Source organism: Ensifer sp. Root278 (assembly GCF_001429285.1).
GTDB lineage: Bacteria > Pseudomonadota > Alphaproteobacteria > Rhizobiales > Rhizobiaceae > Ensifer.
In genome coordinates, this window is record NZ_LMJJ01000025.1 from 2,117 (window position 1) to 23,178 (window position 21,062).

A 21,062-nucleotide genomic window follows, 5' to 3' on the forward strand; every position below is an offset into this window, starting at 1 on the left:
GGCGGGCTGACGATCTACGTTCGCTAACCCTCCCCGGGGTCAGTAAAGCGGGGTGCGGAACACCGATGGTACTCGCGCCGCATCCCGCTCCATCCGCGGCGGGCATTCAGTACTGAACTCGCCAATTCAAAGGATCTAACACCGGAGTTGCGAAAAATTCTGTCCAAGAAGAAGACCGATTTCGCGCGCTTCGATATCGACGTTGATGAGGTGCTCATTGGCAAAGCTCCCAAAACGCTCCTGGTCACCTGGGACAATTCTACATTTAGTGAACCCGAGGAGATGCAGTCAGGACCTTTTCTGATCGGACTACGCAACGCTACGTCTCAGTTACCGCCATTGCGGGGCCCAAGCGCTGCAGTTTTCCCCGACCCAGATCCTACCGTTTTGACAGTCCTCCAAGCGCCCTGCTCGAGCGCATTCATTATCGATGTGGGAACAAATGAAGCAAACGCGATCCGTGATTTCTTGAAGGCTCAGCAAAAATCGCTTCGCGGTCCTCACAGTGTCGCCGTGGCGACGTTCGGCGCCACTAGGGGCGAGGATCAGGCAATGCCCCGTCATGCTACCCGATACGGCTGGTCAGCCCCAGCCGCTGTCGGAGTTTTCACGGACATCAGCAGCGCACTCGCAGAGCCGCCAGCGCCGCATCAGCGCGGGGCAACCGCGCCCGCATAGAACCCGCCGTCGCCGCCGTAGTAATCTTCTCTGACACTGCTCGGACCGCCGGCCGTCTGGGAGCATCCGACGAGCGCGGAGAGTACGAGCAACAATGTGACAATACGCATTGGGTCTGATCCTTTCTTGCCTGCCGCACACATAGTCATCGGCAAAGGCCCGGACAACCAGGCGACAGCACGACCTTCAACCAAAAGGTGGCGGCCGCGGCAGGCGCGGGATCAATCGCATCACCACATTCTTCATCGGCGATGTCGCGCTCGACGCATTACACCGCTGTCCGCTGGCCCGGCCGCCCCGACAAGGACATGGTCAGGGCCTCTTCGTTGTCGAGCTTTCACCGGCGGCCCCTGCGACAGTTGTCTCGATGCGTCCGTCGCCTTGAGCCGAATCGAATCCGCGGCCGGCGACAAACGTGTTGCTATTCGAGAATCTGGGAACCCCGGTTCCGCGTGGAGAGGTGCTGGGCAGCGGCTGATCGCCCCTACCCAGCACGCTTTCTCGCGATGCTAGGCGGCAGTCGGATCTTCGCTCCTGCGCCTATTTGCCGGAAGCAGGTCCCGATTATGGAGCAGCAAGAAAGCGAAAACGGAGGCGGCGAGACCTTCAAGAGCCGGGACCGGTACAATAAACCCAGCCGTCATAACACTCCCACTCCCAACCACGGTCCCGAGCAACCAGGCTCCAAAGTTCTTCGTTTTGAACTGGATGGAACCATTGGCAAGCTGCTGTGGGGCCGAGCGATGGACGAGATACGCGGAGACATAGACGCCTGCAACGGGAATGGCTGCAACACCCATCCAAACGAGAAAGGGAACGAAGTAGGCCGAGGCGTTGAAGTAGGCAGCAAGCCAGGCACAAACGAACCCGATCAAGCCCAGCCGCCAAATGGGCCATTTCGTGAGCACAGTCGCAAGCGTCAGCGTTGACGAGTAGAGGTTTCCGGTGTTGCTCGACCAGGTCGAGAGCGCGAGGACGACCAGGGCCAGACTCGGCAGTCCTAGCTTCATCATGACATCCATCGTATCGGCCGAATTGACCACGAGAGCGGGGATTGCGGCGATCAGCATGATGAGGGGATAGCCGATAGCGAGTGCGAGAACCGAACGGGTCGCTGCCTTTCCATCTCGAGCATAGCGGGTGAAGTCCGGCGCGAGGACACCCGCCAAAATGACCGAGCCGACGACAGCGGACAAACCATCTACGACAGTGAGAGAACCATCGCCGCTCTTGAGAACAGCCGCGCCGATACGACCGTCTCCAAACGCCAGAAACAGGACGTAGATCATGAATGCAAAGAGCAAAGGTACGATCAACGAAGCGAAGCGCTCCATCATTCGGAATCCAAACGTTCCCGTCAGGGTCATCAGGACCAGTGCTACTGTCGAGTAGGCGATCGGCGGGATCGAAACTCCGTAGGTCGCAGCAACTGCGCTGCTTAGCTGGACACTCAACAGGTCCGCCACATTGGCGAACCAGCCAATGAGCATCGCCGCGAACATTAGATTAAGCGCCTTTCCGCCAACCTGGCCAAATACCATTGTCAGAAGGACGTAGGTCGAGACGCGAAGCCGCGCACCGATTAGAGACGTGACAAGAGCGAGGAGCGCGGTAATACCGCACCCGACAGTGATGATGAGGCTGCCGTTCAGTAGCCCCTGAGCTAATACTATCTGTGACCCCATCGTAAAGACCGGCAAGGTCAAGCCGAGCGCGATAAGCACAGTAGCAATCTTTAACCCGGAGAGCGTCTCCGCTTCAGGAACGGGACGGAGCAGGAAATCTTCTACGATATCGTTATCGCGCATGCTTCACCTCCGACATCTCAGACCGGCGCTGCCTCAGTGCCTCTTCGATGCGTCCCAAATCGACGCCATAGCTGCCCGCGGCTTCCTCCGCGGTGAAAAAGCCGTTGACGACGTCATCGGCGATCCGCATTGGGTCGCGGTCACCAGGATCGCCCCATCCCCCACCATTAGCGGTATACATGGAAATCAACGTTCCGGCCTCCAACGGGCCCACGTCGCCCACTCTGTCATCAAAGGTGTGTTCCGCCCCATCCGGGAACGTGACGACTGTCTTTGACCGACCTGCGTCGCCGCCACCTGCCAGGCCCCAAAGAGGGTTTGCATTGTTCTCGGTCGAAACCTGCAAGTAGGCCTTGTCTTCGGTCACCATGAGTTCGCGGATCACACCAAATCCTCCGCGATACTTTCCGACGCCACGGTTTTCTGGATTGAACGTGTAGCGCGTGAAGCGAACTGGGTAACTCGCTTCCAAGATCTCGATCGGAGAATTCGGAGCATCGCCGTTACCGAGGAACATGATCCCGCTCGGCCCGTCATCGAAAGGGAATGCACCGCCGCCGCCATCGACCGGCTCGGCGCAGATGAACGGCTCATGTTCACTCTCCCCTGTTCGCACCAGATGGTAGGCATACATCTGGTAACTCGGAGCAGGAATGCGGTGCGGAATGGCACGGGCTAAGGCCTTGAGAACGACGTATTCCACCAGCTCCGCAACATACCCATAGCTGTCGCAAGGTGCGGGATACTCCGGGCTGACGATGGAGTTCCGCGGTGCTTTGACAGTGGCGACACGCAAATGCCCGTCATTCGTCGCATCGTCGGGCATAGTCACGCATTTAAGAACCGTCGCGCAGAGCGCTCGGGTACCAACGAGCGGGTGGTTGACCGGCCCTCGTGCGACGGGATCGGAGCCGTCAAAGTCGATTTCGATCTCGCTGCCTCGGATCGTCACCGTTGCGGCAATGCGGTGGCGCTTGCTGCGTTCGACGCCGTCATGATCGAGATACGCCTCGCCATGGTAGACGCCATCCGGAATCTCGCTGACTTCGCGCCGCATCCGGGCTTCGGAGTTTTCGAAGATTTCTTCGATTGCACCGTTCAGCGTCTCAACGCCATATCGACGGCACAGTTCCTGGAACCGCATGGCGCCGGTATTGCATGAGGCGATCAGCCCGTTGAGATCGCCATTGACTGCTTCTGGTGTACGAACGTTACGCAGGATGAGCCGTAGCATTTCCTTGTTGAGGCGGCCGGCATCGTAAAGCTTCAAATGATTGAAGATCAGGCCTTCCTGGTGGACGTCGGTCGTCGATGGGCACCATCCTCCTGGTGCAAACGCACCGATATCGGCCCAGTGCGCCATGATTGCGGTGAAAGCGACCAGTCGTCCTTCGAAGAAGACCGGCATGTAGAGAACGGTGTCGCTGATGTGCGTTCCCGTATCATAGGGCTCGTTCGCGAGAATGATGTCGCCTTCTTCGAAGCCGTCCGGACCGAACACTTCGAGACCTTTTTGGATCGTGGGTGGCAGGCAGCCGAGAAAGCCCGCGAGTGCCGCACCTTCGCCGACCAGGCGACCGCGGGCGTCCGTCAGCGCGACGCCGAAGTCCTGGACCTCGTAGATCAAGGGCGAGTGCGCAGTTTTGATCAGGCTGGTCTGCATTTCTCCTGCCGCGGCGCGCAGCGCGTTTCGGATTACTTGTCTTGTAATGGGATCGATGCTCACTTCAGCTTCTCCAAAATGAGGTTGCCATAACGGTCAACGGTCGCCTGCTGCCCAGGATTAACGACAACCGTACTGTTCCACTCCTCGATCACAGCCGGGCCCTGGATTACGTCATCGCACCTTAGCCGTGCGCGGTCGTGCAAAGCGAACTGGAGCTGCGCAGCCTTTGAACCAAAATGAATGTCGCGGCTGCCGATCAGGCTGGCTTCATCCGAGGCGCTCCGTGCAAGCACTTCGCTCACCTGCGGCTTTTCGGTTTCCCCGATCGCGGCAAGGCGAACCGCCGTTATTTCGACCGGACTGTCGCGAAGGATGTGGCGGTACTGGCGCGCGTAGGCCTCTTCGAACCGGGTTCTAAGGCCAGCGAGGCCGGTCGTCTCTGATGAAATTTCGTCAGCGAACACCGAGACTTTAATCGTATGCGCCTGACCGGTGTACCGCATCTCACAGAAGCGCTCGATGCGGATCGATGCGGCAGTCGTCGTGGCGAGAGCCGCGCGCGTACGCTCCTCCATTTCGCCGAAAGCGTCTGCCAGCAGTGGCCCGGTCTTGTCGTCCAGGGATGTCAGAAGCGTGCGCGAGACGTCTTCGCGATAATCGGCATTCAGCAGACCCCAGGCGGAAAACACCGCTGGCATATTCGGGACGATTACCGACTTGAACTCAAGCTCATCGAGAAGACCGCCAGCAAACAGGCCACAGCCGCCGCCAATGCACAGCATAGCGAACTCGCGCGGATCAAAACCGCGTTCGATTGTCACCTGGCGAATGGCGTAGGCCATGTTCGTCGTCGCTATCCGCACAATACCGGACGCGGCTTCTTCAGAGCTGAGGCCCAGATGCGAAGCAATCTGGTTCTTGATCGCCGCTTCAGCGGAGTTCGTGTCGAGGGCAATACGCCCGCCCATGTACACGGCAGGATCAAAATAGCCGAGCGTCACCAGAGCATCAGTCAAGGTTATCTGCGTACCGCCGAAGCCGTAGCAGATCGGACCCGGTTCGGCCTGTGCGCTTTCAGGACCGACCCGCAGGCCACCTTCCTCATCGATACTGACGATGCTGCCGCCACCCGCGCCGATCGAGACGATATCGATACTCGGCTGCATGATCGGGCGACGATTGATGCTGACGTCGCTGCGCTCCGAATATTGACCTTCGCTAATCAGCGAGACGTCGAACGTCGTCCCGCCGAGATCGCCAACGACCATATTCCCTTGATTGATCAGGCTACTGAGGCGCGTTGCTCCAATAACGCCCCCGGCGGGCCCGGACTGGACCACCCGCACTGGGACCTTGCTGGCGATTTCTGTGGAGGTGATGCCGCCAGTGGACTGCATCACGGTCAAAGCGCCCGAGAAACCCTCCTCTGCAAGGCGACGACCAACTTGGTCCAGGTACCCGCTAAAGCGAGGTCGGGTGAACGCGTTCAGTACGGTCGTGCTCGTGCGCTCGAATTCCCGTCGCTCTCGAACAATATCCGACGAAATCGATACGAAGATATCGGGATAGAGCTTCCCGATGAGGCGGGTTGCCTGTAGCTCATGCTCGGGATTGGCGTAGGCATTGAGGAAGCACAAAGCGATACTGACGACGCCTTGCGCAACCAGTGTCTCGACAGACGCTATCAGTTCCTGCTCGTCGAGTGGTTCGACGACGACGCCACGGAAATCGACCCGCTCGGACACTTCCATTCGAAGGTACCGCGGAACGAGCGGTGTGGCTTGCTTGTAGAAGAGATTGTAGATCTCCGCTCTGTTGCCGCGGGCGAGTTCGAGAACGTCCCGAAATCCCTTCGTGGTGATGAGCCCGACACGCGCACCTTTCTCCTGCACGATTGAGTTGAGCACCATGGTGCTTCCATGAACAATCGTCGGCAGAGAGGTGATATCCGCCCCGAGCGCCCGGATGCCTTCCACAAGACGACCGCTCAATGTTCCGGCCGAACGGACCTTTTCTGTGCGAACCTCACCCGTCAACTCGTCATGATAGACGAAGTCAATGAATGTGCCGCCAACATCGACTGCTAGACGCAAGATCTACCTCCTTAGTTTGCAAGAGGTCGGCTCCGCCGGCTGCGTCCTTCGCAACCCGGATGTAAATGAACCGTCCCTGTTCCCCATCAGGCCGATTTGACTTCGGCCCGTTTTCTCAGAAAAACTTAGGAGAAGAGGCGGCGAATGAAATCTCGAATATCGGATGCGATGCCGCCATAAATTTCCTGGCGGACGGGCGGAAGAGAAGATTGTTCACAAGGACCTAAAATGACGAAGAAGTCGATCGAGCTCGATCAAATCAACCGCAAGATTCTGATCGAACTCCAGAGAGATGCCCGGATAACCAACCTGGAACTCGCAAACCGCGTTGGTCTTTCGCCGAGCGCTTGCTTGAAAAGAGTGCAGGCATTGGAAGCGGCGAACTGCATTCAGGCCTACATCATCGCAACCGATCTCGATCGCATTACCCACAATGTGCAAGCCTACTTCATGGTGCACATGGACAATATCCGGCCCGAGACCATTACCGGGTTCGAGCGCGCATTCATCGGGTTCTCGCAGGTCGTCGACTGCATGCGCGTTGGTGGGGATCCGGATTTCATAGCCCTAGTCGTCTGTTCGGACATCCCGGAAATCGACCGGCTGATTAACGAGATGATGGCCGCCGATATAGGTATTCGCTATATCCGCATGCACGTCATCTTGAGCAGACCGAAATGGTTTGTCGGCTACCCGCTCGAAGCGATGAAATGGAAATCGGGTACGTGAGGGCAAGCTCTACCTTCCTGTAGAGGCTCAGTGGAACTCAGACGGAGAGCTCGGAAGCTCCGTTCCAGTCGATACATTATGCGATCCCAGACGCACATAACATGAACAATCGCAGGAGCGTACCAAACGTCACCCCTCCCGGATGGCGGCTGGTGTTTAGACGGCTGACGCCGCCCGAGCACGCATCGCGTGTCCGCGAGCCCCAGAGGAGCTGATCGAGGCACCGGCTAGGAAACGATCAAAACCCAAAAGCCAGGCCGCGCGTTCGGTGAGATCAGAGCCCGCCCGAGCAAAGAATGAACTACTCTCAAGCAACGTCGGCCCTTGAAACGCGCGTTTTGCTCACCTACCTCATTTTTGCCGGATGCCCCTCTCGGGTCCTGGCACGGGAACGATGGTCCACTCATGTGTTGGACCGGGTTCGGTTCATATCGCTTCGCAAGGAGGATATGGTCCGGCGTCTGCCCGACCCCCCACCTTCTTGCGTAACGCGGTGTGCGATCGACCGTCTCGGTCTTCTCATCGTCTGGTCCCGACCGCCTCCGATCCATTCGGCTCCGGCATGCACGTGCTTGGCACGTCGCAAGCAACATGGCTGATTAAGAAACGAAGGAGGATGCACATGCTGGTATCGGATTTTGGCCGCATCGGGTTCGACCCGTTTCTGGAAATGCGGCGCATGCAGCAGGAAATGAATCAGCGCTTGTCCGACATGACAGCCAAAGCCGCCCAGGAGTTTCCACCCGTCAACCTCTGGATGGGTGAGGACAGCGTGGCGGTGACTGCTGAATTGCCTGGGATCGCGCCTGACGATGTCGATCTCACGGTTCGCGAGAACACGCTGACATTGACGGGCGAACGCGGATCCCCGGCGCAGGACGAGAGGTCCGTCTGGCACCGGCGCGAGCGAGTGTACGGAAACTTCTCTCGAACGGTGCAATTGCCTTTCCGCATCGATCCGGAACAGGTCGAGGCGCGCTTCGCCAACGGGCTACTCGAAGTCGAACTGCACCGGCCTGAGACGGATCGGCCGAAGAAGATCCAGATCAAAGGATAAGGAGGCAAACATGGCTCAGGAACTGAAAACGACCGAGCGCCGGGCCCCAAGCAAGCTTGACGGTGGCGAACCGACCCATTCGCGCCCGCTGTTTGTCCCGCGCACCGATATCTATGAGACAGAGGACAATGTCGTTGTTCTCGTCGACATGCCCGGCGTCGCCTCGGAGGGTGTCGACATCACGCTCGAGAAGCGGACGCTGGCGATTCGCGGCTACGCGACGGACCAGCAGCATGACAACTATCGCCAAATCTACGCCGAATATGGCGCGGGCAATTATGAGCGCGTCTTCACCCTGTCCGAGGATATCGATCGGGACAGTATCGAGGCATCGCAGAAGAACGGCGTCCTACGGCTGGTCCTTCCGAAGGCCGCGCCGGCCAAGGCGAGAAAGATCCAGCTGAAGATGGCGTAATTCGTCCGGAGAAAGGAGGTTGACCATGCAGATTAGAGATCTGATCCCCTGGGGCAATACCAAGGGAAGCGAAATTGCGAAGTCAGACGAGGGAAACCCCGTCTTTTCTTTGCAGCGCGATGTGAACCGTATCTTCGAGGATTTCTGGAAGCGGTTCGATCAACCGTTCGGCGCTTTCGGGCGCTGGGAGACCGGTGGGCCGCGAACGGACATCGCCGAAACCGAGAGTGCGCTTGAGGTTTCGGTGGAACTTCCTGGAATCGATCAGAAGGACGTCGATGTTTCCCTGACGGACAGCGCGCTCACGATCAAGGGAGAAAAGAGGAGTGAGCAAGAAGAGAGCAAGAAGGGGTATCACTTGTTGGAACGCTCATACGGGTCGTTCTACCGCTCGATTCCGCTACCGTCGGGCGTCGACACGGACAAGGCCGCCGCGCAATTCAAGAACGGTGTCCTGACTGTGACGCTCCCAAAAACGGAGGAAGCGCTGTCGGCTGTGAGAAAGATCGAGGTGAAGGCGACCTGACATCCGCTTCACGGTCGTGAGATGCGGCGGACGAAATCCGTCGCATCTCTTACGATTACTGCATGTGTCTCGTCCGAGGATACGCCATGAGCGAAGCGCGGGCGCGGGCGAGATCTTCGCGGGCGACGGTCAGCATCTCGTCTGCCGTCTCCAGAGCCGCGAAAGCAGCCGCAGTCGGATTGGGCCGTTCCGCAGTGATGCGAACCCAGGCGCGATCGATTTCAGCAAGAGCCGCGCGCACATTCGCGATCGCTCGTTCAATGGCATCGTAGAGAGCAAACTCCTCTTCGGAGACTATTCGCGAATTATCACCGATCATCGATCTTCTTCCGACCACACGTCCACGTGCATGCTCGAATGGCAAAACTATCACCAAGAGCGCGCATTTTAAACAGTCAGCGTGGCGACGTTGCGATCGTAATTGGGTGAGAACCCTCGGGACCGAACCGGTGGAAGTCGCGACCATGGAAACGGCTGATGAACGCTGGGTCGACTGCCTCCCCTCTGCCTTGGGCTTCAGTTTTCCTGAACGGACACGCCATTCCGGTCAAGCCGCAGTTCAACGCCGGCCGGCTTCGTTTCCTCGCGATAGAGGTAGACGCCGAGGACTATAACGGCGACAACCAGGCCGCCGATGATCAGGTAGAGAGTGTTGTTTTGCTGCATGAGAGCCAATCTTGCCTTTTACAAGTGGAGGGAAGAGCGATTATCCGACCCAAGTTTTGATGAGTTTGCATCAATACCAACGGCGACGCGGATCCGAAAAAGTCAGCCCGACAGCCACCCCCAGGAGGAAACTGAGTATGCCGACCCCAAGGAGCAAAGTCGTTGTGGTGCCCGGGTTCTTTCGAGCGGCCTCTGATACCGCCCGGGCCTGCGTGCCCATTTGCTTCGCCGCCCCCGCCGCCGATTTCGACACATCCTCGTAAAGATCGGCTGCCCGCTCGCGCGCTTGATCCAACACGCCGTTCGTTCGATCCGCAAGCAGCTTGTTGACCTTTGCCACTTCATGGCGAAGCGTCGCGATCTGCTTTTCCAGGGCGTCCTGGGTATCGCCGACAGCCGGAGCGGCGGGCTTCGAGAGCTTGGCCATTCAAAGCGTCCTTAAAAAGGCCTTGTACAATCCACGTGTCGCGGAAAAATCCTTGGCCCCTTGCGAATGAAAAGGTCAGTTCCAGAACCTTTTCATATTTGGTCGTCGCCCGGATTAGCGTTCCCAGCGGCCTTCGTATTTGAACTCAGGGGCCGCCTTGAGCTGATCCTTGGTCGCGTCCATCACCGCCGTCCACTTCTTGTCGTTTTCGACATAGGTGATTTTGACGGACTTCGGGCTCACGATCACGTAGCGATCGCCCATCCCGAGAAACCCGCCGACCGATACGATGTAACCCGTCAGCTGATCTTCCGACAGGATCAGATCCTTGATTTCCCCGATCGTCTCGTTGGCATTGTTGGTGACATTGAGATTGACCAGGTTATAGCTCAACACATCGGTCGGCTTGGCGGTAACGAAGGTTTCCGTGGTGGCGGTTTCCGCCGTCTGCGCGGCAGCCGCTCCAACCATCATCGTTGTCGCTGCAAGAGCAATTAGAATGCGTCGCATGGTCCCACTCCTTTGATGATGTTCAGGAACCCGAAAACGCCGTGACGGTTGTTAAAGTTCCAACGTCCTCAGTGAATTACGGATGATTTGCGCACCCGGTAGTTCGACCAAGAACCACGGAGGGTGCGCAACTGCTTGTGCGTCGATCACGCACAACGGACCGGTGGAAATCCAACCCCGCCGACGGCGGGTTTCGATTATGCCAGAGAGGACCCTTACCAATCATCCTGTTTGCTGTACCAGTCGTCAATGTCGCGCTTGGCGCGGTCCTTCTCAAGACCATAGCGTTCCTGGATTTTGCCTTCGAGCTGATCACGTTTCCCGGCGATCTCGTCGAGATCGTCGTCGGTGAGCTTGCCCCACTGCTCCTTGATCTTACCCTTGAACTGCTTCCAATTGCCTTCGACCCGATTCCAATCCATGTGCGTTCCTCCTGAAATGGTGCCTGTACTAACAACTCACATCGGCGGAATTGGTTCGATCGATCGCCAGAGAATATGTCAGAGCGCGGTTTAGCGGGCTCGCACTTCGGCCGATAAGCGGATCTTACGGGCCCGCGTGCTAGGAAACCGCTGAAAGGGATTGGTGAGGGAGACGTACGAACCAAAAGAGCAAAGGTTTGTTGCCGGCCAAAGTTAGGCGAGATCGGCCGTTGGCGGGGGGTACATAAGATCTGCGGAGGATGACCCGCGTGATGTTGACGGTGGCTTCGCTGCGCTCGCGCCTATTCGTTCTAATAATCGATCCTTCGGAACGATCAGCCGAACGACGAGACCCTTAGGGTCCCAGATGCGAATGATCTCTCCGCGGAACTGTTTTTCGACAGTGAGCTTGCCAAGCTTTGTCCCGAAACCCTCTGTCTCGGTCTGCGCGACTGCAGGCCCTCCTCGCTCGGTCCAGACCAATTCCAGCGTTTCGCCACGGTCCATATTTGGCGGCGCTCGTTGCAAACCATGCACGACAAGAGCAAGACCGGTTATGGCCGTCCGTGACACCCAAAGGTCGCACCTCGTATCGTCACGCGATGCCCCTGATCTGTTTCCCAAAAGATGCGGTGGCGTCGCTACGATCCCACTGCCGCTGGCAAAGGGAAGAGGCTGAGGCCCACCCTCTGGCCGCGAGCAGCACCGGAAGCGCGTGTTGCGTGCGGAGGTGAATTCCGCCGGTCGACAGCGTGGTGATGTGGCACTGTGAATTGCCGCCTGATCCCTTAAATCGATTCCTATCCAAGGAATGATCCAGTAGACCATCATGCAAAGATGGAGGCTAGGACCCTGCGGTGCATCGATTGAGGTGGGATGCCAAGTTTTTCCTGCGCCCCGCCGTCGAGGTGGCGGCGGACCTGATCGGCGCCGAATTCGCGGTGTCCGGCGTCGGCGGAATTATTGTCGAGACCGAGGCATATCTGCTCGATGACGCCGCGTCGCACAGCTTCGCCGGCGCCACCGACCGAAATCGAGCGATGTTCGGTCCGCCGGCGCACACCTATGTTTATCTCTCCTATGGCCTCCATTGGTGTCTCAACTTCGTTTGCTTGCCCGGCAGCGCCGTCTTGATCCGCGCGATCGAGCCGAAGTGGGGCATCGAGGCGATGCAAGCGCGGAGGGGTGTTAGTAAGGACAGGCTCTTGTGCTCCGGGCCGGGACGCCTCGGCCAGGCGCTGGCGATCAATAGAGCGCAGGATGGCCTGCCGCTTTGGCAGGAGCCGTTTCACCTCCACCTACCGGCTCAGCGTCCGCCGATCTCCAGCGGTATCCGTGTGGGAGTTACGAAGGCGGTGGAACACCCGTGGCGTTTCGGGCTCGCCAACTCGCCCTTCGTCAGCCGTAAATTCTAGCGCGGAAACGCCTGCGCCGTTTTTAGCCTGATCCCGAGGCTCGACTTGTCGGAATCGATCGCGTTCAATGACTCTCGGGCCCCGACCCAGAATCATCGTAATCTCGATAGCCAATCAGTGGAGGCGACCAAATGACGAAATCAAATGTGGGCTTCATCGGGCTCGGGCTGATGGGTCAGGGCATGGCGGCGAATATCCTGAAGAAGGGCTCGCCGCTTTGCGTGATGGCGCATCGCAATCGCGCGCCGGTCGACGCGCTGGTCGCCGAGGGCGCGACGGAGGCAGCAACACCGCGCGATATGGCCGAGTGTTGCGACATCATCATCCTTTGCGTAACCGGCTCGCCGGAAGTCCTCTCGGTGATTGAAGGCCCGGACGGCATCGCTTCCGCCGGCAAGCCGCTCACCATCGTCGATTGTTCGACCTCCGATCCCTCCGTCACCACAAAACTCGCTGCGAACCTTGCCGGCAAGGCTATTACCCTCATCGATGCGCCGCTCAGCCGTACCCCGGCGGACGCCGCCGCCGGTACGCTCGATGTGATGGTCGGCGGCGCGGACGAGGACGTGCGCCGTGTCTGGCCCGTGCTCGAATGCTTCGCCGGCAGAATCGTCCACACAGGCCCAACCGGCACCGGCCACACGATGAAGCTGCTCAACAACTTTCTCTCGATGGGCTATGCGGCGCTCTATTCCGAGGCGCTGATGCTCGGACGCAAAGCGGGGCTCACCCCGGAAGTCTTCGACAGCGTCATCCGAGGGGGCCGCATGGATTGCCCCTTCTATCAGACGTTCTTCCGCTGGGTGCTGGAGCGTGACCCGAACGCCCACAAGTTCGCAATCCGCAACGGCTTCAAGGACATGAGCTATCTCGCCGGCTTCGCCAATGCGAGCGGCGTCGCGAACCCGATCGGGGCCGCAGTCAGGAATTCCTTCGCCCAGGCGGTCGGAGCTGGTCGCGGCGAGGAATACGTGCCGATGCTGTCGGATTTCGTCGCCGAGGCGAACGGCATCAAGTGAGAGGCGGCTGTTAACGGCGCGGCTTTCTCCGGCGTCGAGCACGACATCGAAGCGTCTATGCGCGCTCTCGCCCGGATCGCGGACACGCAAGGTTTAGGCGGATCTGCGGATGCATAGGAATTGGCGCAGAGCTCTTCATGAGTTCCGCCGCCGTTATCTACATGTTGCCCCTCGCTTTTCGGCCGAGGCAGAAAGAAACGGCCGCATTCTTGGTAACCGGAGCAAATTGCGTGGCAGACTTATCGCCGGATTGGCTGACGGGAAGTGTGCATAAGTGAAGGCTGGCCGTGTTGGGTGGCGCCAGGGGGATTCCGCGCCGGGGGCAAATCATGCGTCCATTGCCAAGAAGCTACTTGCCTCGCCCGAACATGCCGACACGCCTTCCCTGAAGGCGTTGTGTGGGTGATGTCGCGTTGTCGGTGGCTTAAAGGTTGGCGGATATTTTGGGGGGATGAGCGAACCGACCATCAGCTACAAGAACCACCGCTTTCCCCCGCAGATTATCGCGCGTGCGGTCTGGCTGTACTTCCGGTTCCCTTTGAGCCTGCGGTTGGTCGAGGAAATGCTGTTGGAGCGTGGCATTGTCGTGTCCTACGAAACGATACGGCGGTGGGCCGCAAATTCTGCGCGGCTTATGCGAAACAGTTGCGCAGAAAGAAGCCGTCGCGAAAGGATATCTGGCATCTGGACGAGGTCGTGATTTCCATCGGCGGCCGCAAGTTTGGCTTTGGCGTGCCGTTGACGAGGACGGTTACGTTCTCGACGAGGTCGTCCAGGAGCGGCGCGATACCAAAGCTGCCAAGCGATTGCTGGTCAGGCTGCTGAAGAAGCAAGGCTTGGCGTCGAAACGGATCGTCACCGACAAGCAGCGCTCATATGGAGCTATAAGACGCGACGTGATGTCGGCTGTAGAACGCCGCTCGCACAAGGGGCTGAACAATCGCGCGGAGAATTCTCACGTGCCACTTCGAAAACGAGAGCGGATGATGCAGGGATTTCGATCTTCCGGCGGCCTGCAACGTTTCATCTCAGTCTTTTCAGCAGTCCGAAATCTCTTCGTCCCGCCGCGCCAGAAACGCTCAGCCCTCGCCACCCACATTCATCGGACCCGCGCGATGGCGCAGTGGAATGCCGTGGCCGGCGCAACAGTCTGAGGTCACAGACCAAAGCCTTGTCCGGGCGTTGATGAAGCAACGTGACATCGCCGATCGCAACTAGCGTACGTGCACCCGGTCAGGCTCGGTCGTAGGTAAAGGACGTCAGCAAGGTGGTTACGAAATTGCTCGCCCGTTCCTTGACGAGCAACTCGGTCCACTCATTGGTTCCTCGAAGTCTTAGATCGGTATAGATGCTGTCGACGGCGGCCTCTTCGATGCGTTTGATGTGCGCCTTGAAATTTGCCTCGCCGCCGGCACGGTACATGTCACGTATGACCATGCGCAGGATTTCCTGGATTGCGATTTGCCACGACGTGTTGATCGCCTGGAGTTCATTCGTATCCGGTGCCATCGGGCTCCCTTTCGTTTTGAGTGTCCCGAGAATGACATCGCCATGCTGTCGGGTGGCAGCAAAAGCTATCCTTGTCTTGCCTTGCGATTGGCATAGCGCCGGTCGCGGTTGGCCTTCCGCACCGCCTCATCTTCGATCACCTGCGCTATACGTGCATTTTCGGCGATCGCCCGCGCTTCGGTTTCGGTGACTGCCGCCGCCTCAACGGCTGCCTGCCGCGCTGTCGGCTCGGTTCGGCTCGGTCTCGATACGCTTTTGCTCCTCAAGCTTCAGACGCTCGCGTTCAACACGCCGCTCTTCACGAGCGGTGGCAATGGCTGCGCGCGGCCTGCCTTGCCATCCTAGCTGGTTCCGCCGCAGTCCTTGCCGCTCGGTAGGCGTTCAGGAGAGCAGTTTTGGCGTCAGCGGATGCGGCTCGGCGGTCGGAGACTTCGTTTTTTCTGGCGTTCTTCATTCTTATCCCAATAGTGAGCGCAGCAGAGATCAGCGCGCCTTGGCGCGTTTGGCGATGAGGTAGGGTGGCGCCGACAAGCGGTCGCCCAACTCCTTTGCAAGACGTGCCTCTCGAAGCCGGAGAGACTTGGCATCCCGGGCCTGAGCGACGGATTCCACCTCTTCTATCGCGTTGTTTTTGGAGAAGAACTGCGTCCGGACTTTCATGAAGGCGATCTCCGCCTGCTGACGGGATTTGCTGTGTGCTTCTATCATTGGAACCTCAACTAGTTCGGCTTAGCAACCGAAACAAAAAAGGCCAGGCAAAACGCCTGGCCTTGTTGAAACAGCTTCCGGCAGTGCCAGTACATCCGTGGTCAAAGGGAAGCAAATCTCGATTTTAGGCGGACTGCAGATTGGTAGCAGACATCTTGCCCGACTTATTGTCGCGCTCGAGCTCGAAGCCGATCTTCTGCCCTTCGACAAGTTCGCGCATTCCGGCGCGCTCGACAGCGGAGATGTGCACGAACGCGTCTGCGCCACCGTTATCAGGCTGGATGAAGCCGAAGCCCTTGGTGGAGTTGAACCATTTTACTGTGCCTGTGGTCATGATGAACCCTTTCAAAGCATAGAGTGAGGAACCGCGCAGCCTATGCTGCGCAGGTAGAAACCGACTGTTTTTGAAAGGGAAGTTCGCTTAAGGCGCGGTGCCAATCGCGCGGTAGACAAAGCTCGGCAAGCAAAAGATCGATGCCGCATCTATAAGGGACTTGGATTGCCGCGTCAACGATTAGTTTTCCAACATGCAGAATACATCCTAAGATTGCGCTCATTTCACACTTCCAGACGCCGATACAGCGCTGTCGCGATCACGGCAAACGACAAAACTGCCATCGATGTCGTCTAGCGCCACGGCTCCGAGGAGCGCCATATTCTGATGAATTTCGGTTTTTAGGATGTCGATAGCTTTGAGGATACCTGGACTGCCGGAGGCGACCGCCGCATAGAGGAATGGGCGCCCAACAAAGACGAAGCGCGCACCCAGGGCGATTGCCTTGATTACATGGGTGCCCCGCCTGAAGCCACCGTCGATCATGACAGCGGTTTTGTTGCCGACCCGCGCAACAATCGCAGGAAGCGCACTTAAGGGCGACATGGTCCCGTCGAGTTGAGGGCCGCCGTGATTGGACACTATCAGCCCATCCGCACCAACTCATGAACCCGCAACGCGTCATCCGGATGCATAACGCCTTTGACGACGAGCTTTCCCGGCCAACGCGCGCGGATACGCTCGAGATGGACCCAATTCAGGTGATCCCTCCGCCCGAAGTCGCGCATGAAGTTCGATGAGATGATCGGTGCGCCACGGTCCCCATAGGAGTTCTCAAAATGTGGAACGCCATGCACTGCCAGAGTGCGTAAAAAGGTTCCAATCGTCCATCGGGGATGAGTGATGCCTTGCCATGCCAAGCGTAAGCTCGGCCGCAAAGGAGTCGAGAAGCCGGCGCGAATATTGTTCTCGCGGTTTGCCAAAGTAGCCGTGTCGACCGTGAGTACCAACGTCTGAAAACCGGCGCGTAGTACCCGGTCGACCAGCGCGTCAATCCGATCTGGTTCTCCCGGGAGATATGCCTGGAACCAGGCGCCCGGGGCGGTGGCGGCGACTTCTTCGAGCCGTGTCAGCGACGATCCACTCATGATCATGGGAATTCGACGCTCATTGGCCACCTTGGCCAGCACGACGTCACCAAGATAGGCCCAGAGCACGGTGGTATCACAGAAGCGGACATGATACATGCCGCCGAGCTGCAGGTTTGCCCACTTCCAGACCTTACCTCGGAAGCTGCGATCGACGCGTTTCGACCCAGCGCTGCCATTCGCCGATAGCGCCCGACGGCTGGTCGATCGAAGATTCCGTGCGTTTCGCAGGTTAGCAAATCCTGTCATCGGTAAATCGCGGTTCATCGCCCGGCTTGCCGCACGCGACCCAGTCGCGCTTCGCCCGCAGGTAATTGGTCAGTTCGGCCAATTCAGTTGCCTTCTGCTCAAGCCTGACGAGCTGGACGTCCATGATCTCGATCTCACGCGCCGGCGATAAGCCCTCTCGTTGCAGTTCCGTGGCAATCTCCGCGATCTCTTTGAGTGGCAGACCCAGTGATTGTGCGAAACGGATCATCCGAACCGTCGAGGCGTCCTGGGCAGTGAAGATCTGATAGGGATTGCGACCACCTTTGGCGCCGAGTTGCGGCCTGAGCAGACCTTTGCGGACATAAAAGCGGACAGTGTCCTGGCTCAATCCTGTTCGCTGGGCGAATTCTCCGATCAGCATTTTTTCACACCTTAAGCTGTTGACCATGGACCTTAGTCCAGCCTTATATGATGCGTTCCCTCAATTGTGGAACACTTTCATGCTGAACTATCCTAATAACGATTCCCATGAGCCGACTGCCTTCGTGACTGGGGCAACCGGCCTTCTGGGCAATAATCTGGTCCGCGAACTAATCGCCGACGGCTGGGGCGTGCGCGCGCTGGTTCGCTCGCACGAGAAAGCAGCAATGCAGTTTGCCGGGCTGGATTTAGAGATCATCGCCGGCGATATGCTCGACGTGCCGGGTTTTGCGGACGCACTTAGGGGCGTCGACGTGGTTTTCCACACAGCGGCTTATTTCCGGGACTCTTACAAAGGCGGGAAGCATTGGGACGCGCTCTACGCGGCCAATGTCGCGGGTACGCGTGGCTTGCTCGATCACGCTTATCGTGCCGGCGTGCGGCGCTTCGTCCATACCAGCTCGGTCGCAGTGCTGCGCGGTGCAAAGGGACAAACCATAGACGAGTCCATGTTGCGGGACGAGCGGGACGCCGATGATTATTACCGCAGCAAGATCCTGTCGGACCGCGTGGTGCTTGATTTTCTCGACAAACATCCCGATTTCTGGGCGGCCATGGTGCTTCCGGGCTGGATGCACGGGCCGGGGGATATCGGGCCGACGTCGGCTGGCCAAACAGTGCTGGATGTGGCGCTCGAGCGCTTGCCCGGCGTTCCACCCGGCTCCTTCTCGGTGGTCGATGCGCGCGATGTGGCGCGGGCGATGATCCTCGCTAGCCACAGGGGGCAACGCGGCGAACGTTACCTCGCCGCCGGACAGCATATGACCATGGCCGATTTGTTGCCGTTGATCGCACAAGCCAGCAGGGCCAAGGCACCGACCCGCCGCATTCCACTCTTCTTGCTTTACCTGATCGGCGCCGGCAATGAGCTCTACGCGCGGATGACTGGCAAGCCTGTACTCTTGAGTTGGGCCATGGCGCGAACAGTTGCCACGGAGAATGACCGATCTCGCTACGATTGTGCGAAGAGCACACGAGAATTGGGTCTGGAGTTCCGGCCCGTGAGCGAAACCCTGCGTGATGAAGTGGCCTGGTTCCGTACGCACGGCTTCTTGCCTAGCTGAAACCTCGCCATACGGCGTTAAAGGGCTACAGCCAAGACAGAGGTTTCAGCCAAAGACCCTTGAAGGCCGGCGACATTCGTTGATTTCGGTCTTAGTGCCCTTTTCTCCTTAGAAATCGCGCACGGATACGAAGGCGTCGATTCATTTTCGCTTCGGTTAATTGTGGCCCGATCTACTGGGCGATCGCAACGCGATCACCCACACTCACGCTGGCTCATCAGTGGTCGTCAACTCAGACGTGAAGGGGCATCAACGTGAACAGGAACGGGAACGATTCTTCCAGAGTTTGACCAGGTTTCGGCTTCGGCTTGGCCAGCCAGCGTGGCGGGGCGACGGCAAAAAACAATGCGCCCGGCGGTATGCATGTGGATTACAACCCCGGAACATTGCGCCGATTGATTGTCGCACCATCTGATCCGGCATTCGTCGCGCTCGCCACCCAATTGCTGTGACACCGCCTCGGCATCCGCCACGAAACTTTAACGCCAGATGCGCCACGATGGCCGCTATGGTGCCGTGCCCAACTCTTTGAACAATATACTTGCGTAGAAATCCACGCACTCTCCAACCCGTGCGGTGACCTCCTCATCGCTATCGTTCCATGGCGTTTCAAGGCCGATAGCGGCCCTGCGCAAGGGCTCAGCAACCAGAGCAGCAAGGATCATCCGGGCAAATCGGATGACATCAAATGACTGGACATCGGCTTGGTACTCGCGCAGCCAGTTCGCCACGGCCAGCACTCCCCGCTCGACTCCATTTCGATTATAGATTTCTGCCAGCCGTTCTCGGCCCTCCTTTTCAGCACAGATGAGACGGAAAAGGGCTACAGCTTCCTTGGATAGGGCGATCCGATATATCCTGCTCAATAGCTCTTGCAGGCTCCCCGGATCAGGACGCGGCTCGCTCGGCCGGTGATCTCCACTCGTTTGGAGTTGCTCAGTCCAAGACGCTACGATTTTCCCGACCAGTTCCTCACGATTGGCCGCCACAGCGTAAACAGTCTTTTTGGCAACTCCTGCGCTACGCGACACCGCATCGATGCTGAACTTGGCAAATCCCTGGTCAAAGAGAAGTTGTGTTGAGGCTTGGAGAATTTTGTTTTCCACCTCAAGCCGATTACGGGCCGGACGCCCTCTCGCTCGCTTTTCCAAATCTTGATCCCCTTGACCAACGTCGTACGAAGGATATACCGATCATATTTAGGAAACGCCACACGTTTCCTAAATATAGGAGATAGGAAATGCAAGAGGATTTGGAAGCAGCAATCCCTGTCGCGCTGCTGCACGCCGACCCAATTAGACTCGAAATGGGTATCAAGCGCTTCGCCTCCGGCACCCTCACGGTCGCCTGCAGAACGATAATGCCAGGGTGCAATGGAGCGATGCTGGAATGGTGGTTCAAGTATTTTGAAACCGACGAACACCTTCGCTGGTGGCACCCGATTGATCACAAGCGCCATTTTGGGTGGGACGAGCTTTGGAAAAAAGGGGAGAACTACATCGGCGCGACGATCAGGGCGACGGAGTCGCTAGGAGAGGTTCCTCCGGTCAAAGCAACCATCAAGTTCCTAAGCCCAGCCGCATACTTCAGTGCCACGGACATCGATGCCGCAAAGCGGGTGGGCGGCGTATCCGCACTTTTCTACGCTGGAATTGGCTTTGGCGATGATGTTGAGATTGACGAGCATGGAATTCCAATAGGCGGCCGGATGATGCACGTCACACGGGACACGCCCGATGGCCTCGTTCTGCGAAGCAGATTCGTTCTTGGTCTCGATAGCGACAAGGGCGGCCACCCTGTCCCGGACGAGATCGGACTGGGGCTGATGCGCCATTGCCATTCGGAGTTCTCGTTCCTCGCGAAGGCACTTCCGTCTGCATATTATGGTGATCTCGCAAATTCTCGACCTGCCGACAACTGGTAGCTTCGCCCGACTGAAATAACGCAAGATAGCCGAGCGTCGAAGCATCAGGAACGCTCGGCCTTCTAAGCTGCCTCGTCGATGGTTGAGTTTTTGAGCACTCCTAACTTGTCGACTTCGACTTCAACAACGTCGCCGGGTTTCGTTCAAAGCGGTGGATTGCACTTGGCCCCAACACCACCGGGGCTGCCGCTTGCGATGACGTCGCCTCCACCAGCACGGCGATCATCGCAACTGACGATCGTCGTGTTCACCTTGCGACAGCCGGATGTCCTGTAGGAATCGGAAGAGCGACCCCGCCAGGAAGCAGAGTGCCG

General features: G+C 58.3%; 22 protein-coding genes and 4 pseudogenes. 9 read left to right on the forward strand and 17 right to left on the reverse strand.

Translation table 11 applies throughout. The features are described from left to right. Positions 1–650: 650 nt before the first annotated feature. The 4 genes from ASE60_RS34675 to ASE60_RS19150 form a co-directional block, all read right to left on the reverse strand. Entirely contained in the window at positions 651–788 is a 138-nt protein-coding gene (locus ASE60_RS34675; protein ID WP_156414677.1) for a hypothetical protein, read from the reverse strand. A 399-nt stretch (positions 789–1,187) separates the two neighbouring features. After that, complete coding sequence (locus ASE60_RS19140) at positions 1,188–2,486, reverse strand: cytosine permease (protein WP_057252148.1); 1,299 nt, start codon at positions 2,484–2,486, stop codon at positions 1,188–1,190. Continuing rightward, positions 2,476–4,212: a hydantoinase B/oxoprolinase family protein gene (locus ASE60_RS19145; RefSeq protein ID WP_082615931.1), complete on the reverse strand. Its 1,737-nt coding sequence runs from the start codon at positions 4,210–4,212 to the stop codon at positions 2,476–2,478. Before ASE60_RS19145 ends, ASE60_RS19140 begins: the two co-directional genes overlap by 11 nt. After that, a complete protein-coding gene (locus ASE60_RS19150; protein ID WP_057252150.1) occupies positions 4,209–6,245 on the reverse strand; it encodes a hydantoinase/oxoprolinase family protein in 2,037 nt (678 codons plus the stop codon). The genes ASE60_RS19145 and ASE60_RS19150 overlap by 4 nt, the downstream gene beginning before the upstream one ends. Positions 6,246–6,473: 228 nt before the next feature. On the opposite strand from ASE60_RS19150, the gene ASE60_RS19155 reads away from it, so the two are divergent. The 4 genes from ASE60_RS19155 to ASE60_RS19170 all read left to right on the forward strand — a co-directional run bounded on the left by ASE60_RS19155 (position 6,474) and on the right by ASE60_RS19170 (position 8,972). Then, positions 6,474–6,974, forward strand: a complete 501-nt coding sequence (locus tag ASE60_RS19155; RefSeq protein ID WP_057252151.1) for an Lrp/AsnC family transcriptional regulator — start codon at positions 6,474–6,476, stop codon at positions 6,972–6,974. A gap of 562 nt (positions 6,975–7,536) precedes the next feature. Then, positions 7,537–8,031 carry an Hsp20/alpha crystallin family protein gene (locus ASE60_RS19160; RefSeq protein WP_200964190.1) on the forward strand — a complete coding sequence of 165 codons (495 nt, stop codon included), beginning with the start codon at positions 7,537–7,539 and terminating at the stop codon, positions 8,029–8,031. 10 nt (positions 8,032–8,041) lie between these two features. Next, complete coding sequence (locus ASE60_RS19165; protein WP_082615932.1) at positions 8,042–8,446, forward strand: Hsp20/alpha crystallin family protein; 405 nt, start codon at positions 8,042–8,044, stop codon at positions 8,444–8,446. Positions 8,447–8,471: 25 nt separating this feature from the next. Beyond that, positions 8,472–8,972 (forward strand): Hsp20/alpha crystallin family protein, encoded by a 501-nt coding sequence (locus tag ASE60_RS19170; RefSeq protein WP_057252153.1) that lies wholly within the window; start codon positions 8,472–8,474, stop codon positions 8,970–8,972. Between the two features lie 55 nt (positions 8,973–9,027). On the opposite strand, the gene ASE60_RS19175 is transcribed toward ASE60_RS19170, so the two are convergent. From ASE60_RS19175 to ASE60_RS19190, 5 genes are all read right to left on the reverse strand, one after another. Further along, positions 9,028–9,291 (reverse strand): hypothetical protein, encoded by a 264-nt coding sequence (locus ASE60_RS19175; protein WP_057252154.1) that lies wholly within the window; start codon positions 9,289–9,291, stop codon positions 9,028–9,030. A 197-nt stretch (positions 9,292–9,488) separates the two neighbouring features. After that, complete coding sequence (locus ASE60_RS35235; protein ID WP_037422139.1) at positions 9,489–9,638, reverse strand: hypothetical protein; 150 nt, start codon at positions 9,636–9,638, stop codon at positions 9,489–9,491. Positions 9,639–9,708: 70 nt separating this feature from the next. Beyond that, positions 9,709–10,065, reverse strand: a complete 357-nt coding sequence (locus tag ASE60_RS19180; RefSeq protein ID WP_057252155.1) for a hypothetical protein — start codon at positions 10,063–10,065, stop codon at positions 9,709–9,711. Positions 10,066–10,179: 114 nt separating this feature from the next. Beyond that, entirely contained in the window at positions 10,180–10,575 is a 396-nt protein-coding gene (locus ASE60_RS19185) for a PRC-barrel domain-containing protein (RefSeq protein WP_057252156.1), read from the reverse strand. 215 nt (positions 10,576–10,790) lie between these two features. Continuing rightward, a complete protein-coding gene (locus tag ASE60_RS19190) occupies positions 10,791–10,997 on the reverse strand; it encodes a CsbD family protein (RefSeq protein WP_057252157.1) in 207 nt (68 codons plus the stop codon). Between the two features lie 857 nt (positions 10,998–11,854). Between ASE60_RS19190 and ASE60_RS19195 the strand changes: the two genes are divergently transcribed. From ASE60_RS19195 to ASE60_RS33920, 3 genes and pseudogenes are all read left to right on the forward strand, one after another. Then, entirely contained in the window at positions 11,855–12,412 is a 558-nt protein-coding gene (locus ASE60_RS19195; protein WP_057252158.1) for a DNA-3-methyladenine glycosylase, read from the forward strand. Positions 12,413–12,543: 131 nt separating this feature from the next. Further along, a complete protein-coding gene (locus tag ASE60_RS19200; RefSeq protein ID WP_057252159.1) occupies positions 12,544–13,431 on the forward strand; it encodes an NAD(P)-dependent oxidoreductase in 888 nt (295 codons plus the stop codon). A 405-nt stretch (positions 13,432–13,836) separates the two neighbouring features. Next, positions 13,837–14,585 (forward strand): annotated as a pseudogene (locus ASE60_RS33920) (IS6 family transposase). A 79-nt stretch (positions 14,586–14,664) separates the two neighbouring features. Here the strand turns inward: ASE60_RS33920 and ASE60_RS19210 are convergent. The 6 genes and pseudogenes from ASE60_RS19210 to ASE60_RS19235 all read right to left on the reverse strand — a co-directional run bounded on the left by ASE60_RS19210 (position 14,665) and on the right by ASE60_RS19235 (position 17,701). Next, entirely contained in the window at positions 14,665–14,940 is a 276-nt protein-coding gene (locus ASE60_RS19210; protein WP_057252161.1) for a hypothetical protein, read from the reverse strand. Positions 14,941–15,005: 65 nt separating this feature from the next. Continuing rightward, positions 15,006–15,394, reverse strand: a pseudogene (locus ASE60_RS35755) (DUF6481 family protein). A 29-nt stretch (positions 15,395–15,423) separates the two neighbouring features. Beyond that, positions 15,424–15,648: a hypothetical protein gene (locus ASE60_RS19220; RefSeq protein WP_057252163.1), complete on the reverse strand. Its 225-nt coding sequence runs from the start codon at positions 15,646–15,648 to the stop codon at positions 15,424–15,426. 124 nt (positions 15,649–15,772) lie between these two features. Then, complete coding sequence (locus ASE60_RS19225; RefSeq protein WP_034806062.1) at positions 15,773–15,982, reverse strand: cold-shock protein; 210 nt, start codon at positions 15,980–15,982, stop codon at positions 15,773–15,775. 219 nt (positions 15,983–16,201) lie between these two features. After that, positions 16,202–17,142: pseudogene (locus ASE60_RS19230) on the reverse strand (alpha-hydroxy acid oxidase); the annotation flags it as partial. 160 nt (positions 17,143–17,302) lie between these two features. Beyond that, positions 17,303–17,701, reverse strand: a complete 399-nt coding sequence (locus tag ASE60_RS19235) for a MerR family transcriptional regulator (RefSeq protein ID WP_057252164.1) — start codon at positions 17,699–17,701, stop codon at positions 17,303–17,305. Between the two features lie 79 nt (positions 17,702–17,780). Here ASE60_RS19235 and ASE60_RS19240 point away from each other — a divergent pair, with 79 nt between their 5' ends. Next, positions 17,781–18,824, forward strand: a complete 1,044-nt coding sequence (locus ASE60_RS19240; RefSeq protein WP_057252165.1) for an SDR family oxidoreductase — start codon at positions 17,781–17,783, stop codon at positions 18,822–18,824. A gap of 506 nt (positions 18,825–19,330) precedes the next feature. On the opposite strand, the gene ASE60_RS19245 is transcribed toward ASE60_RS19240, so the two are convergent. Next, positions 19,331–19,975, reverse strand: coding sequence for a TetR/AcrR family transcriptional regulator (locus tag ASE60_RS19245; RefSeq protein ID WP_082615933.1), 645 nt, complete (start codon positions 19,973–19,975; stop codon positions 19,331–19,333). An 89-nt stretch (positions 19,976–20,064) separates the two neighbouring features. Here ASE60_RS19245 and ASE60_RS19250 point away from each other — a divergent pair, with 89 nt between their 5' ends. Continuing rightward, the gene (locus tag ASE60_RS19250; protein ID WP_057252167.1) at positions 20,065–20,748 is read left to right on the forward strand and encodes a hypothetical protein; all 684 of its coding nucleotides are present in this window, start codon (positions 20,065–20,067) and stop codon (positions 20,746–20,748) included. Between the two features lie 62 nt (positions 20,749–20,810). On the opposite strand, the pseudogene ASE60_RS35760 reads toward ASE60_RS19250, so the two are convergent. Then, positions 20,811–20,954, reverse strand: a pseudogene (locus tag ASE60_RS35760) (fumarylacetoacetate hydrolase family protein); the annotation flags it as partial. Between the last annotated feature and the right edge of the window lie 108 nt (positions 20,955–21,062).